Source organism: Dactylosporangium salmoneum, from assembly GCF_039532525.1.
Taxonomy (GTDB): Bacteria; Actinomycetota; Actinomycetes; order Mycobacteriales; family Micromonosporaceae; genus Dactylosporangium; species Dactylosporangium salmoneum.
Map to the genome: position 1 here is coordinate 1 of NZ_BAAARV010000118.1, position 13,518 is coordinate 13,518.

The following is a 13,518-nucleotide window of genomic DNA, read 5'->3' on the forward strand; positions in this document are numbered from 1 at the left end:
CCAAACAACGCCGCGGGCAGCTTCCGCCACGAACACCCGGCCTGCACCATGTACGCGATCGCCGCGAGGACAGCCCGGTCATCCGCCCGGCGCTTCCCACCACCCTGAGGCCGTTTCGCAGCAACCGGAATCAACGGCTGCGCGACCGCCCACAGGTCCTCCGGCGCCCACGTCTGGATCATGTCCTCGACCACATCCGCCACAAAGAGAAGATCATGCCCGAGGCCACAACCTCACCAACTGAGACACCCCCTTAGCCCGACGCGGCGTCGAACACGGCTCCGGCTTGGGCGTTCATCGCTGGGTGGTGGAGCGGACCGTCGCACTGCTGCACTGGTTCCGTCGCCTTCGCATCCGCTGGGAGATCCGCGACGACATCCACGAAGCATTCATGAGCCTGGCCTGCTCCATCATCTGCTACCGCCGACTCATCAAATGATCATTCTTCGGCGGCGCGGACTCTGCGGGCTGCGGTCTTCATGTGGTCGCTACCGGAGTTCGCCTCCCGGACGTCCGTGGGCCTGCCCCGATTTGACGGACATCCGAGATCAGGAGCCGGTAGGGCTCCGGGAGGATGTCCAGCATCCTGGAGAGCGTGGGTAAGAAGCGATCGAGGCCGCGGCGGGCGTTCACGCCGGAGTTCAAAGCCGAGGTCGTTGAGCTGTGTCAGCGTGGTGACCGCACGGTCGGGGAGGTGGCCAGAGATTTCGACCTGACCGAGACCGCGGTGCGGCAGTGGGTCAAGCAGGCCGAGCTCGATGCCGGAACCCGTTCCGACGGGCTGAGCTCGGATGAGCGGGCCGAGCTGGCCAGGTTGCGGCAGGAGAACCGGCGTTTGCAGCAGGACGTCGACATCCTGAAGCGGGCGACGGCTTTCTTCGCATCAGGGAGACCCGGTGAACGTGTTCCCGTTCATCGCCACGGAGCAGGCCGGCAAGCACAGCGTCAAGCTTGCCTGCGAACTGCTCGAGGTCTCCCGGTCCGCCTACTACCAGCGGCAGCGCGGCAAGCTGAGCACCCGCGAGCGCGTCAATGAACAGCTCACCGAACGCATCATGGCGGTGCACGCGGCGTCGAACGGCACCTACGGGGCGCCACGGATCCACGCCGAGTTGGCCGACGCCGGAGTGCGGCACGGCCGGAAACGTATCGCCGGCAGGATGCGTGCCGCCGGGATCCGCGGCAAGAGCCCGCGCCGCTGGCAGGTCACCACGATCCCTGACCCGAACGCCAGCCGACGCCCGGATCTGATCGGCCGGGACTTCACCGTCGACCCGGCCGCGATCAACACACGCTGGTGCGGCGACATCACCTATGTCAACACGTGGGAAGGCTGGCTGTATCTGGCCACCGTCATCGACCTGGCCTCGCGCCGGGTGGTGGGCTGGGCCGTCGCCGACCACCTCAAAACCGACCTGGTCGACGCCGCCCTGACCGACGCCCTCCATCGCTGGCGGCCCGCCGACAGGCTGATTTTTCATTCCGATCGCGGCTGTCCGGTAACTACACGAGCTTCCGCTTCTCGCAACGCTTACAGGACAACGGAATCCAGCCATCCATGGGGTCCGTCGGCGACTCGTTCGACGCGCTGATGGAGAACTTCTGGTCCACGCTGAAGATCGAACTGGTCTGCCGCACCAGTTGGCGGACCCGCGACCAGGCCGAGAACGCGATCTTCGAATACATCGACACCTGGTACAACACCCGCCGCATCCAACGCGAACTCGGCTACCTCAGCCCAGACGAATACGAGACCGCCTGGCACGCGCAACCCGAGCCAGATAACCTCACCCCTGCCCCGACCGGAAGCAGGTAACCACCGCTCCGTCGAAACGGGGGGAACTCAAGGAGAACCATGACGACCGACGCGAGACGCAATCGGCTTTCTCATGGCGCCGACGCATAAGCAGCAAGAGCCTAGTAGGGCAGCCGCACTTATCGGCGTGATTATGTTGTGGTTTGTCGGGCGAGTCGGGTGCGGTGGTCGAACCATCGTGCCCGGGCTTGGTGGCGTCGTCTCCACCAGGTCCAGTGCAGGTGGTGGGCGTCGGTGTGTGGCCGGCGGGTGATCAGGATGAACAGTCGTTTGATCTCCGCGACGGTGACCGCGATCAGGCCGGTGTCCGCTGGTGGGTCGTCATCCGGGCTGGTGGGCAGGATCGGTACTGGGGCACGGGTTTTCGTCTGTGCGGCGGTGACCGCGCAGACCGCGAGAGCGGCCATGGTCAACACCAGGTGCCGTGCGAGGGCGGTGTGGAGCCGGACCTGGGAGTGGTCGAGTCCGAAATGATCCTTGCCGAACTCGAAATCTTTGGAGGGGCCAGCTTCGTACCGAGGTTCTGCGCCTTCTTGTTGCACCCCAACGACTTCGGCGTGTCGGAACGTCCACCGGCCGCCGCAGCCTACCGAACGTCACCACAACCTTGCGTGAAATAACTCAATGTTCAACAGCAACAATACTGCCAGATCAACCGCTACCTGCCGCACCGGCTGACAACTGCCCAAGTCAATCCGGGGTGCGCGGACCCACGGCACACCCCGGAAAGTTTTTGAGCGCCGAGGGAACGCCGGGCCGCCTCGATGCGTGTACGTGCTGTGGGGACATCCCTGATGACAGGTCAGCGAACGACCGACTTCGAGGCGTTCTACCGTTCCGAGGCCGATCGGCTCTACCGCGCGCTCGCCGTGGCCCTCGGCAATCCGCAGCTGGCGCGCGAGGCGGCCGACGAGGCGATGGCCCGTGCTTATGCGCGCTGGAGCCAGGTCCGCGACCACGACAGCCCGGGTGGATGGGCGTTCCGGGTCGGGATGAACTGGGCCACGTCCTGGTGGCGCAAGGTTCGCCGGGAGCGCCCCTTGCCGGCCGCCGACGACTTCCATCCAGCTCGCGAGGATCCCGGGCATCAGCAGGCACTCGCCGCGCTGTACCGCCTCCCACTGCCACAGCGCACCGTCATCGTCTGCCGCGTGCTGCTGGATCTGTCCACTGTGGAGACCGCAGCGGTGCTGAGCATCGCCGAGGGAACCGTCAAGAGCCGCATGGCGCGCGGCCTCGCCGAGTTGCGCCGCGTGCTCGGTGAGGAGCACACATGACGCCCGACGACCTGGTCCGGACGCTGCACCGGGCCGCCGACACCGTGCCGCCCAGCGCGCCCGACCTGCAGGCGGTCCTGCGCCGCCACCACCGCCGCCGGTTGCGGTCCGTGGCCACTGCGGCCACCGTCGCGGTCGCCGTCACTGCTTCGGGAATGGTACTGGCTGAGCGTGCGCTTTCCTCGCACCCGGCCCCACCGGCGACCCCGCCAGCCACGACGGCCGCCCCGCCCACACCGGCCGCAACCGAGACAGCGGCGGCGTCAGGCCAACGACTCCCCCTGGAGCCCGGCTGGGCGATGCTCGACGCCGGCAGCAACCAGAACCCACTGGGCTATCAGCCGCCCCGGGGGCTGCTCGAGTTCTCACCGGACCGCAAGATCGTCGCTGTTGCCCTGCCCGACCTCATCGACGGGCCACGGCAGCGCGTGGCGCTCGACGACGGCCGCACTGTCCTGCTGGGCAGCAAGGACCTCCAGCCCGGCGTGCAGCGCCAGGACGGCGTCAATGTCACCGGCCTGGCGATCCGCCTCGTCGTGCTCGCGCCCGGCGGCGCCGTGGCGCTCACCCGCGAGGTGCGCGTGCAGGGCCAGGATGTCGAGCTCGTCGGCGCGACCGCCACCGCTGCCTATCTCTACCGCACACCGGGTCAGATCGTGCGGCACGACCTGGCCAGCGGCAAAGAGGAACGGCTCACCGCGCTCGACCCCCTCCCCGGCTGGGACGTGAACAACCTCTCGATCCAGAGCGGACTGCTGCTCACCACTTCACAGACCGCCTGCGACCTGCGGATCTCCTCGGCCGACACCGGCAAGCCGATCCGCACCGTGCACTTCGACGTGAGCCAATGGCGCTGCCCTACAGCGGACCGGGTCCGGGTATCGGCCGACGGCCGGCTGCTCGCCATCGCGCTCAGGGGTACCGCCGCCAATCCTGTGAACGCGTTCGACGTCGTGAACGTGGCCACCGGCGTGACGACGCACAGGCTGCTCTCGTCCACGTCAAGGTCGGGCATCGTGGGCATGGCCTGGCGCGGCACCGTGCTGCGAGTCGCCTGGGTCAACCTGCCCAACCCCGGCAGCCAGGTATACCCGATGGCCGACGTCCTGCAGACCGCCGACGTCGCGTAGCGGCCCCAGGGTCCGTTTCGGCATGGCGGCGGGCAGCGTATCGGGGGCGCGGCCGTGTTCGACCCAGGCGACGAGCGCGGCAAGCGGGTTGGTCGGGACGGGTCCGTGCCCGCCGCCGCAGTGGCCCACGCCAGGGGCGAGGAACACACCGCAGAACCGGTCGGTGGCCTGTTCGCCCCATCTGTGCCTCGACGCGCTGGCGGTAGTCGACGGTTCCCTGCGGGAAGACGATCGGATCGGCGAGGCCGCGTCAGCTGATGCGCTCGCCACCGGCGTCACGATTGAATACTTCGCTCAGGCGAAGCTGCTCCTAGTAGGGCAGCCGCACTTGAGGGATTTTGGCTGGTAGCCGGCATGTGTGGGGGGCGATGATCATAGAGGCAGCCGCCCCACGATGACCAAGTTGTGACGCAAGACAACCATGAGGCGGCTGTGGCTGCCATGGTAGAGGGTGCCCTCGCAGTGGAGAACCTGGCCGTGCTGCATCGACGGCTACGACCGCATTTCCGGCGGTTGGAACCATTCGAGCAGGCGGGGAAGTATGTGACCGCGCTGGTCAGTGACCTGCCACGAAAGAACGGTTGGACGATCGCGGAACACGCCGGCGATGCGTGCCCGGGCTGCCGGTGTCCGGCTGCGCGCCGACGCGGTGGTGGACACCGGTGTTGTCCACCACCGACAGTTGGCAGATCCGTGCGGTACCCGGGTCCAAGGGCGACCGGCGGTACGCCTGGGCGTGGGTCGCCACCGCCAGCCCGCACCATTTCCTGTTGCTGCGTAAGCATCTGCAGAGCGGGGAGGTCGCCTACCACTACTGCCACGTCCCGCCGGGCCGGCAGGTCCCGCTGATGACCTTGGTGCGGGTCGCGTGCCTGCGCTGGCCGGTCGAAGAGGATTTCGAGTTCGGCAAGGACCACTTCGGACTCGACCATTCCCAGATCCGGCTCTACACCGCCCTCGCACGCCACCTGGTGCTGAGCATGGCCGCTCTCGCGGTCTGCGCGGTCACCGCAGCGCAGGCGAAAACCCGTGCGCCAGCACCGATCCTGCCCAGCAGCGCCGACGAGAACCCACCCAAGGACGCCGGCCTGATCGCGTTCACCGTCGCGGAGATCAAACGACTGTTCATCCTGATCACCCGCCGGCCACACACCGACGCCCACCACCTGCACTGGACCTGGTGGAGACGACGCCACCAAGCCCGGGCACGATGGTTCCACCACCGCACCCGACTCGCCCGACAAACCACAACATAATCACGCCGATAAGTGCGGCTGCCCTACTAGGCTCACCTTGTATCCGGCAATGGCCCCAGGTCGGGTTCTCCGCGGCCAGGCGCAGTATCAGGTCGTGGAATTCCCGGTTGATGGGTGGCCGGCTGGGGCCGGGCGTGTGGATAGGTCCAGTGTCGGGCGATCAGTTGTCGATGCCAACGCAGCAGGGTGGCGGGGATGACGAAGAACGCCGACCACCTTTGGCAGGGCAGCAGTTGCGATAGCGTGGCCAGCACCACACGGTCGGCGGGCTGCAGGTTGGGGCGGTGGACCTGCCGCCGTAGGACCGCGACCTGGTGGCGCAATACGAGCAGTTCGACATCTTTTGCACCGCCGTGGCGGGCCAGTTGGGTGAGCATCTGCAGGATCTGGCGCAGGAGCAGATACACCAGCGAAACGGTCACGACCCCATCGTTAGCGCTCCCGACGGGGCAGGCGTCGTACAAAGAGCTGCACGTCACAGCCCCGAACCGACTTTACGGGCCCGACACGGTACCTTCTGGGCGCCATGGTCCGTGTCAGCCTCACCTGCGGCCTCGCCCGGTCGTTTCGCGTCCCGCAACATTGTGGTCGCGACGACGGCGAGCGCCGCCGCCATGATGGAGACGATGACTGCGACGTAGTTCATCCCCGTGGTGAAGGCGTGCTGCGCATTTGTGAACAGCTCGGCACCCTGGGTGGTTGGCAGCGGTGCGGCGGCCGCCGCCGCACCGGCGATACTCTCTCTGGCAGCATCCGCCGTCCCGGCTGGAAGACCGGCGGGAATAGTGATCTGGTTGCTGTATACCGCGACACCGATTCCGCCGAGCGTGGCCAGGCCGAACGCAACGCCGCCCTCGCCGCTGGTCTGCGACACCGCGGCGGCGGAGCCCGCCTTCTGTGGCGGTACGGCTCCCTGGACCAACTCGGTGGCAAGCGTCACGAACGGGCCGACGCCCAAGTTGGTGAAGGCGGCGCCGGTCAACGCCACCACCAGCGCGGTAGTGGTCCTGACCTGAATGAGTATCGCGAGCCCAATGACCGCGACCGCCAGACCGATGGCGATCACATACCCCGGGCGCACGCGCCGTGCGATGAACGGCGCCAGCATGACGCCGACCACCAATGCGACGCTCGTAGCGATCATGCACAGCCCTGCATGCAGCGGCGACAGACCCTTCACCAATTGCAGGTACTGGACGAACAGCAGCATGATCCCGGCCATCAGGAACGAGCCGACCAGCATGATCACCAGGGAGCTGCTGAAGATGCGGTTGCGAAACAGCCGCAGGTCCAGGAGCGGATCGTTGAGCCGAAGCTGCCTACGCGCGAACAGTACAGCGAAGACCACGCCAGCGAGCCCGACCAGAACAGGCCCCCGGTGCAGGCCGTTCCGGGATATCTCCTTGAACCCATAGACGATCGGCAAGACGGCCATCAAGGAAAGCCCCACGCTGATCAGGTCGAGCCGGCCGGCGTCTGGATTGTGCCTCTCGGGCAACAAGAACGGCCCGGCGAGCAGCAGCAGTGCCATGACCGGCAGGCCGACGAGGAAGCAGGAGCCCCACCAGAAGTACTCCAGTAGTGTCCCTCCGATGACCAGGCCGGCGGTCCCGCCGCCCATGACGCAGGTGATGAAGACCGCGAAGGCCACGGAGCGCTGCTTGTCATCTAGGAACATGTTGCGGATCAGCGCGAAGCCGGAGGGCATCAACGTGGCGCCCGCCACGCCCAGCAATGCGCGGCTGGTGATGAGCATCTCCGGGCTGGTGGAGAAGGCTGCGACCCCCGAGAACACGCCGAACGCGCCCCCGCCCATCAGCAGCAGTTTGCGGCTTCCGATGCGGTCTCCCAACGTGCCCATCGTGACAAGGAAGCCGGAGAGGACGAACCCGTAGATGTCCATGATCCACAGCTGCTGGATGCCGCTGGCTTTCAGGGACTCGCTCAGTTGCGGCAGCGCAAGAAACAGCACACTGATGTCCATCGCCGCCACCAGGGTGGGCAGTGCCAGCACCGCTAGCCCGGTCCATGCCCTCCAGCCGGCCCTCGGTCGTGTGCTGATCGTCATGTGTGCTCCTGTCGTCGCAAGGGCCACCGCTGAAGCGATGGTCACCGTTGAGACGACGCCACGACGAGAAAATCAGCGGTCACACCGCGGGCTGGTGTAGTCGACGTCCAGGAGGGGGCCGACCAGGCGGGTCAGGATGATCCGCGGCTGTCGGAGCCGGTGATTCGGGTACGGCAGTTACTCAAAGGCGGTGTCGAGCCGCTGCTTACGCTGCTCAATCCGAGGTGGGGCCGGCGGGATGCGCCGGCGGCCGCGTTCCGCGTGGCCGACGGTGCTGACGATCGGTCACGGTGCCGGCGTGCGCTGCGGTGGCGCAGGCGTCTCGGGGGCCGGGGTTGCTGAGCGTGTGTCCAGGCGCAGCTCGACGAGCCGGGTCAGCTCGCGGCGGGCGGCGCGCAGACCGGCCGGGTCGGCCGGAGGCAGGCAAGCACCTTTGACCGCCAGGATCACGAGTCGTGCGATGGGCCCGCTCTGCCGGCGGGGGAGCGGTGCCATCATGCGCTCCAGCGCCAGCCGCCAGCGCTCCTCGGCCTGTATCACGGTCTGCGCGACGACCGGGTCCCGGCGCGCGTGCAGGGCGACCTCTGCCAGCACGTGCGCCAGCCGCGGATCGTCCTCCAGCAGCGCGAAGACGCGGTCCAGGTGCGTCACCACCCGCCGGGCCGGGTCGGGATGCTCCGGCGGTGCGGCGTGCCGGAGGAACACGTCGTGCCCGTGCTCGACCACGGCCCGGATCAGGTCACTCTTGCTCGTGAGGTGGTAGTGCACGGTGGCGATGTTCACCCCGGCCGCGGCGCCGACGTCGCGCATCCGTAGCCCGTACAACCCTTTGTCGGCCACGCACTGGTAGGCCGCCTCGACGATCGCGTCGCGGCGCCCGGGCTCCCGCTGTGATGTCCCCACCCCGTGACGGTACCGCCGGCCAGCGCTACGATCCAATCAATCAGTTGATTGGATCCCTGGCATGCAAACGGCATTGAACCTGGTCATGCGGGCAATCCTCGCCACCCCGGTACTGCACCGCACCGTCAGCAACCGCGTGCTGCTGCTCGACGTCGTCGGGCTCAAGTCGCAGCGCCGGTACCGGATCCCGGTCGGCTACGTCGCGACCGCGGACGGCCTGCTCATCGGCACCGCCGGCCGCTGGCGGCGCAACCTGCGCCCAGACTTGCCGGTGCGGGTCACGATCGGCCGCCGGCGCCGCGACATGCTGGCGGAAGTGGTCACCGACGAGGAATCGTGCACCGTCCTGTACCGCGCGATCCTGGCCCACAACCCGGTCCACGGCCGCTACGCGCGGATCCGCCGCACGCCGGGCGGCGCACCGAACCCCGACGACCTCCGCGCAGCCCTCGCCCGGGGCGTCGCGGTCGTCCGCCTGCACTGACGCGCCGATGGAGGACGAACGTCGGCATCAACCTTGGACTATGTAGGATCAGCGGCTGGCTCCACGTTAGGCCGCGAAGTGGCAGACGACAGTATCGGGGATGATCGTGCCGACTTCAGTTCTGGCTATCGACTTCGGAACGTCCAGTACGGTCGCGGTGCTGGCACGCGATGCCGCCGGGATGGTGCCGCTGCTGTTCGACGCGTCCCCGCTGTTGGGCTCTGCGGTGTTCGCCGGCCCGGACGGTGCGTTGCTGACCGGAGCGGACGCGGATCGGGCGGCCGCCGGCGAACCGGCGGGGTACGAGCCGAACCCGAAGCGCCGGATCGGTGACGGCACCGTGTGGCTGGGCGAGCGGGAGGTCGACGTGGTCGACCTCGTCGCTGCCGTGCTGGCTCGCGGCGCCGGCGAGGCGCACCGGGTGCTCGGCGGTCCGCCGGGTCGCGTGGTGCTCACCTACCCGGCCACCTGGAGCCAGACCCGGGTGCAGGTGCTGGCCGAGGCCGCGCGCCGCGCCGGCCTGGGCGCGGCGAGTCTGGTGACCGAACCGGTTGCTGCCGCTGCCTACTTCACCGCGATGCTGGGTCAGAAGCTGTCGGCAGGGCGGTGCGTGCTCGTCTACGATCTGGGCGCCGGCACGTTCGACGTCAGCCTGGTGCGCCGTAGCGCAGACGGGTTCGAGGTGGTGGCCACCGACGGACTGCCCGACGTCGGCGGGCTGGACCTCGACGCCGCGGTGGTGGACCACGCCAGGTCGGTGACCCGCGGCGCCGCCACGGCCTGGCAGCGGCTGGACTGGCCGCAGTCCGCCGCCGACCAACGGGCCCGCCGGGTCCTGTGGCACAACGCCCGGTCCGCCAAGGAGCAGCTGACCAGACACGCCACCGCCACGCTGCACCTGCCGCTGGTCGAGCAGGAATTGACCCTGACCCGGGAGGAGTTCGAACAGATCGCGCGACCCCATCTGGAGCACACTGTGGCAACGACGGTGTCCGCTCTGCGCGCCTCCGGCATTCCGCCGGAGCACATCGAGGGGCTGTTCCTCGTCGGTGGGGCGAGCCGCACTCCGCTCGCGGCGACGCTGCTGCACCAGCGCCTGGGCATCGCGCCGACGGTCATCGAGCAGCCCGAGCTTGTCGTGGCGCAGGGCAGCCTTTGCGCCGTCGGTCCGGGGGCACCGGCCACGACGGCTGCGCAAGCACCGCCGCTCACCCCGCCCGCTGGGACGGTGCCGTCGGAAATTCCCGCCGTGACCCCGCCGCGGCCGTCGAGGCCCGTCGGCGTACGGCGTGGCAGCGACGCTGCCGATGGCGCCGTTGCGTTGTGGCGGCGTACCTCGGTGCGTATGGTCGCGGCGGCTGTGGCCCTCATCGTGGTGCTCGCCGGACTGCTGGCGTGGAACGCCGACCTCCTGCCGGGCTCCGGCCCGTCCAGTGCCGCCGGTGTCAGCTTCGGCGCCGCGGGCCAGCGGAACGCGAAGCTGTTCGCCTCGACCGACCTGCTCGATCTGGCCGCGCCCTGGCTCAACGACGCGACCTGCGCCAAGAAGCCGGCGTTTGCCGGGGACACCGAGACCGTCGAATGCAAGGCGGACACGTGCTGCTGGGTGGCCCTGTTCGAGATGCGGCAGAGCGACGGCGCCCACGCCGACAGCCGCACCGCGGCACATCAGGACTTTGGCAAGACACAGTTCAAGGCGGTGACGTACACCGCCGCGCACCCCCGCTCCGGACAGGCCTTGACGTGGATCGACAAGGAGCAGCAACAGTGCCGTGTGTACTGGGACGACGACAATTCCCGCGCGATTGCCGAACTGCATCAGCTCGACGGCAACGACTACAGTGACTCAACGCCGTTGCTGTGCTGGGGGGTATGGGTGGTGCGGCTGCACCCCCAGTACCGGGATCCGGACCCGACGAGCTCTTGAGCGGGCACAGTTGCGTTGACCGTGACGTGATCGACCTCAATGTCACGCTCGACCGGCAACTCTTCGACGTCCCGATACGACAGGTTGAAGCGCAGATACCAGCGGACCGCGACCACGATCACCTCGGGCGGGAACGGAACCCGGCCAACGCCGACTTCGGCGGCAGCCCGTCCCATCCTCGTTGACGGCGACGGGGCAGGTCGAGGCGAAGGCGTAGACGTAGAGCCAGTAGTCGGAGGCGCCGCGGACCGCGACGTAGGGCACGCCACGCCGCATCAGCTCCGTGACGCCGTCGATGAGGTCAGCACGCAGCGGCGTGATCGGTGAGGACGAGCGGCGAGCTGGCTGCCGAGGCGCCGCCAGAGCCCTTGGCTACACAGAGTGATAGTTGGCCACTCCGCGGCGCCCGGATAGCCGCGATGCGGGCGCCGAACTGGCCGATTGGCACCTTCCTGGCCCAGCGGGTATCCGATGAATCGCCACCTCGTGGGCAATCCCATCACGCTGGACAAGGCCCGTGCCGCCGTTGGAACATGACGGGCGAAAAGATCGTTGACCGGTCTGCGTCAACTGTGTTGCGGGACGGGGTAGTGCATGCAGCCGGGGGTGCGTCAGGCACTGGCCACGCTGAGCCATCTTCATCTTGCGTAGCGACTGGTCTCGACTCGGTGCAGGACGAGGATCGCCTGCACGATCGCGGTGGCTTGGCGTGGGCAGCAGTGGAGCTTGGCCAGGAGCTTCCAGGTCTTGAGGGTGGCGATCGCGCGTTCGCCGCAGGCCCGGATCTTCGCGTCTGCCTTGTTCACGGCCTTCTGCCGGCGTGACAGCCTCGGCCGGTGTCGGTGGCGTTTGAACGGGGTTCGCACTGTTCCGCCGGCGCCTTGGTAGCCCTAATGGGTTCAGAGCGGGTCGGGTTCTTGTAGCGGACTCCTTTGGTATCCCCGGCACTCGATGCCTCATGACAAGGCGGGAACTGCGGCAGGGGCCCGGCCGGCTTCGCAAGATCGGGTCCGCTTGGATCGGTCCGTGGTTCGAGCCCGCCAGCACGGAACATCCCTCGGTTGTCCGGGGCCAGGAGCCCTCGACGTAAGACGGGGAGCCGTGCCGGTCGCTGGGATCAGGGACGGCTCATCGGATGTCAGGCCATCGAGCCTTTCCATTAGGGCGTCGCATGATCCCGATCTGGGCAAAGACCAGCCCGAACCCGGCTGTGGGAGGACAGATTGAAGTTCACGTGCGGCATCGACTGGGCCGAGAAGCACCACGACATCGCGCTCGTCGACGACAGCGGCACTCTGGTAGCGAAGGCCCGTATCACCGAGTCCGTCGAGGGCTTCCAGACGCTCCTGGCGATGCTGGCCGAAGCGGGCGATAACAGCGACTGCCTGATCCCAGTGGCGATCGAGACCCCGCGCGGCTTGCTGGTCGTGGCGCTGCGCGCCACCGATCTACCCGATCTACCCGATCTACCCGATCAACCCGATGGCCGTCGCCCGCTACCGGGAACGCTACTCGGCGTCAGGCAAGAAGTCCGACCACGCTGACGCGGTCGTGCTGGCGAATATCCTGCGCACCGACCTGCACGTGCACCGACCGCTGCCAGCCGACACCGAACTCGCCCGCTCGATCGCGGTCCTCGCCCGTGCCTGTCAGGACGCCACGTGGCGGCGCACCCGAGCCGGCAACGAGCTGCGGTCGCTGCTGCGCGAGTACTACCCCGCGATGCTTGAAGCGGCCGCCAATCGCAGCGGCAACCTGGCCACCCCACTGACCCGAGCATTGCTCGAGCTCGCCCCGACTCCCGCCGCGGCGCTTACCATATCGAAAGCCTGCATCGCGTCCGTGCTACGCCGGGCAGGCCGCTCTCGCAACATCGAGCGGGTCGCCGACGAGCTCTATGCGATCCTGCGCCGGCCCCAACTGCGTCAGGATCCCCTCGTCGAGCACTCGATGGGCGTCCAGGCCTTGCGGCTGCTCGCCACGCTCGCCACGGAGTGCGCGAGCATCGACCACTTGTCAGCAGCTGTCGAAGCAACGTTCCTACAGCATCCGGATTACGAGATCATCACCAGCTTCCCAGGCATAGCAGCCCAAGCTGGCGCCCGGCTGCTGGCCGAGATCGGCGACGACCGCTCCCGCTTCGCCGATGCGCGATCGTTAAAGGCCTTCGCCGGGGCGGCCCCCGTGACGCGGGCTTCCGGCCGCAGCCTGGTCGTCTCGCAACGCAGAATCAAGAATGATCGACTCGCCGCGGTCGGTTTCACCTGGGGGCTGTCAGCGCTCAACCTGTCGCCCGGCGCACGAGCCCACTACGACCGGCGGCGAACCGCCGGCGACGGCCACGCCGCCGCCTTCCGCCACCTGTTCAACCGCTTCCTCGGCTGCCTCTACCACTGCCTGCGCAAGCGGGTCCACTATCGAGAAACAACGGCATTCCCTTCGCCAACCAAAACCGCCGCCACCGCTGCTTGACAGCTGCTCCCATCGGATGTCTTGTCCGCGAAGGCCGTCACGCTGGCGTGTGTTATTGCGTCGATGACGCCGTGGGTGCGGGCGGCGGTCAGGTCGTGGACCGCGCCGGGCAGTGCTGGTGACGCCCACACGAGACGCCCGGCGGCGTCCGCGACGACTTGTACGTTGACGCCGTGTCGGCGGTG

12 protein-coding genes and 8 pseudogenes are annotated in these 13,518 nt (G+C 68.0%); 12 read left to right on the top strand and 8 right to left on the bottom strand.

Going from position 1 to position 13,518, the window contains the following annotated elements; translation table 11 throughout:
- Positions 1 to 203: transposase (locus ABD352_RS50750; protein ID WP_344619864.1), on the bottom strand; the 203-nt coding region annotated here is incomplete at its 3' end.
- Between the two features lie 50 nt (positions 204 to 253).
- Between ABD352_RS50750 and ABD352_RS50755 the strand changes: the two are divergent.
- The 4 genes and pseudogenes from ABD352_RS50755 to ABD352_RS50765 all read left to right on the top strand — a co-directional run.
- Positions 254 to 439, top strand: a pseudogene (locus ABD352_RS50755) (IS5/IS1182 family transposase); the annotation flags it as partial.
- A 135-nt stretch (positions 440 to 574) separates the two neighbouring features.
- A pseudogene (locus ABD352_RS57940) lies at positions 575 to 832 on the top strand (transposase); the annotation flags it as partial.
- A gap of 64 nt (positions 833 to 896) precedes the next feature.
- Positions 897 to 1,592, top strand: a complete 696-nt coding sequence (locus ABD352_RS50760) for an IS3 family transposase (protein WP_344619865.1) — start codon at positions 897 to 899, stop codon at positions 1,590 to 1,592.
- A complete protein-coding gene (locus ABD352_RS50765; protein ID WP_344619866.1) occupies positions 1,592 to 1,816 on the top strand; it encodes an IS3 family transposase in 225 nt (74 codons plus the stop codon). The genes ABD352_RS50760 and ABD352_RS50765 overlap by 1 nt, the downstream gene beginning before the upstream one ends.
- Before the next feature lie 131 nt (positions 1,817 to 1,947).
- Here ABD352_RS50765 and ABD352_RS50770 read toward each other — a convergent pair whose 3' ends face one another.
- On the bottom strand, positions 1,948 to 2,358 hold the full coding sequence (locus tag ABD352_RS50770; RefSeq protein WP_344619867.1) for a hypothetical protein: 411 nt from the start codon (positions 2,356 to 2,358) through the stop codon (positions 1,948 to 1,950).
- Positions 2,359 to 2,610: 252 nt separating this feature from the next.
- Here ABD352_RS50770 and ABD352_RS50775 point away from each other — a divergent pair, with 252 nt between their 5' ends.
- Both ABD352_RS50775 and ABD352_RS50780 read left to right on the top strand, forming a co-directional pair.
- Complete coding sequence (locus ABD352_RS50775; RefSeq protein WP_344619868.1) at positions 2,611 to 3,093, top strand: SigE family RNA polymerase sigma factor; 483 nt, start codon at positions 2,611 to 2,613, stop codon at positions 3,091 to 3,093.
- Complete coding sequence (locus ABD352_RS50780) at positions 3,090 to 4,223, top strand: hypothetical protein (RefSeq protein ID WP_344619869.1); 1,134 nt, start codon at positions 3,090 to 3,092, stop codon at positions 4,221 to 4,223. The genes ABD352_RS50775 and ABD352_RS50780 overlap by 4 nt, the downstream gene beginning before the upstream one ends.
- Positions 4,224 to 4,253: 30 nt before the next feature.
- On the opposite strand, the pseudogene ABD352_RS57945 reads toward ABD352_RS50780, so the two are convergent.
- A pseudogene (locus ABD352_RS57945) lies at positions 4,254 to 4,502 on the bottom strand (tannase/feruloyl esterase family alpha/beta hydrolase); the annotation flags it as partial.
- A 162-nt stretch (positions 4,503 to 4,664) separates the two neighbouring features.
- Here ABD352_RS57945 and ABD352_RS57950 point away from each other — a divergent pair.
- Positions 4,665 to 4,841: pseudogene (locus ABD352_RS57950) on the top strand (IS701 family transposase); the annotation flags it as partial.
- Positions 4,842 to 4,906: 65 nt separating this feature from the next.
- A pseudogene (locus ABD352_RS50785) lies at positions 4,907 to 5,479 on the top strand (transposase); the annotation flags it as partial.
- Between the two features lie 32 nt (positions 5,480 to 5,511).
- Here the strand turns inward: ABD352_RS50785 and ABD352_RS50790 are convergent.
- From ABD352_RS50790 to ABD352_RS50800, 3 genes are all read right to left on the bottom strand, one after another.
- Positions 5,512 to 5,901, bottom strand: a complete 390-nt coding sequence (locus tag ABD352_RS50790) for a hypothetical protein (protein WP_344619871.1) — start codon at positions 5,899 to 5,901, stop codon at positions 5,512 to 5,514.
- 53 nt (positions 5,902 to 5,954) lie between these two features.
- Positions 5,955 to 7,547 (bottom strand): MFS transporter, encoded by a 1,593-nt coding sequence (locus ABD352_RS50795; protein ID WP_344619872.1) that lies wholly within the window; start codon positions 7,545 to 7,547, stop codon positions 5,955 to 5,957.
- 285 nt (positions 7,548 to 7,832) lie between these two features.
- A complete protein-coding gene (locus ABD352_RS50800) occupies positions 7,833 to 8,450 on the bottom strand; it encodes a TetR/AcrR family transcriptional regulator (protein WP_344619873.1) in 618 nt (205 codons plus the stop codon).
- A 61-nt stretch (positions 8,451 to 8,511) separates the two neighbouring features.
- Between ABD352_RS50800 and ABD352_RS50805 the strand changes: the two genes are divergently transcribed.
- The 3 genes from ABD352_RS50805 to ABD352_RS50815 all read left to right on the top strand — a co-directional run bounded on the left by ABD352_RS50805 (position 8,512) and on the right by ABD352_RS50815 (position 11,046).
- Positions 8,512 to 8,934 carry a nitroreductase/quinone reductase family protein gene (locus ABD352_RS50805; protein WP_344619874.1) on the top strand — a complete coding sequence of 141 codons (423 nt, stop codon included), beginning with the start codon at positions 8,512 to 8,514 and terminating at the stop codon, positions 8,932 to 8,934.
- A 100-nt stretch (positions 8,935 to 9,034) separates the two neighbouring features.
- Entirely contained in the window at positions 9,035 to 10,861 is a 1,827-nt protein-coding gene (locus ABD352_RS50810; RefSeq protein ID WP_344619875.1) for an Hsp70 family protein, read from the top strand.
- Between the two features lie 26 nt (positions 10,862 to 10,887).
- Positions 10,888 to 11,046 (top strand): hypothetical protein, encoded by a 159-nt coding sequence (locus tag ABD352_RS50815; RefSeq protein WP_344619876.1) that lies wholly within the window; start codon positions 10,888 to 10,890, stop codon positions 11,044 to 11,046.
- Positions 11,047 to 11,499: 453 nt separating this feature from the next.
- On the opposite strand, the pseudogene ABD352_RS50820 reads toward ABD352_RS50815, so the two are convergent.
- A pseudogene (locus ABD352_RS50820) lies at positions 11,500 to 11,751 on the bottom strand (transposase family protein); the annotation flags it as partial.
- 318 nt (positions 11,752 to 12,069) lie between these two features.
- Here ABD352_RS50820 and ABD352_RS50825 point away from each other — a divergent pair.
- A pseudogene (locus ABD352_RS50825) lies at positions 12,070 to 13,333 on the top strand (IS110 family RNA-guided transposase).
- A gap of 5 nt (positions 13,334 to 13,338) precedes the next feature.
- Here the strand turns inward: ABD352_RS50825 and ABD352_RS50830 are convergent.
- Positions 13,339 to 13,518, bottom strand: a pseudogene (locus ABD352_RS50830) (transposase family protein); the annotation flags it as partial.

Excerpts from the sequence above, each read along its gene's own strand:
- ABD352_RS50765 (WP_344619866.1), top strand. The coding sequence starts at position 1,592 with ATGGAGAACTTCTGGTCCACGCTGAAGATCGAACTGGTCTGCCGCACC.
- ABD352_RS50775 (WP_344619868.1), top strand. The coding sequence starts at position 2,611 with ATGACAGGTCAGCGAACGACCGACTTCGAGGCGTTCTACCGTTCCGAG.
- ABD352_RS50780 (WP_344619869.1), top strand. The coding sequence starts at position 3,090 with ATGACGCCCGACGACCTGGTCCGGACGCTGCACCGGGCCGCCGACACC.
- ABD352_RS50795 (WP_344619872.1), bottom strand. The coding sequence starts at position 7,547 with ATGACGATCAGCACACGACCGAGGGCCGGCTGGAGGGCATGGACCGGG.
- ABD352_RS50805 (WP_344619874.1), top strand. The coding sequence starts at position 8,512 with ATGCAAACGGCATTGAACCTGGTCATGCGGGCAATCCTCGCCACCCCG.
- ABD352_RS50810 (WP_344619875.1), top strand. The coding sequence starts at position 9,035 with ATGATCGTGCCGACTTCAGTTCTGGCTATCGACTTCGGAACGTCCAGT.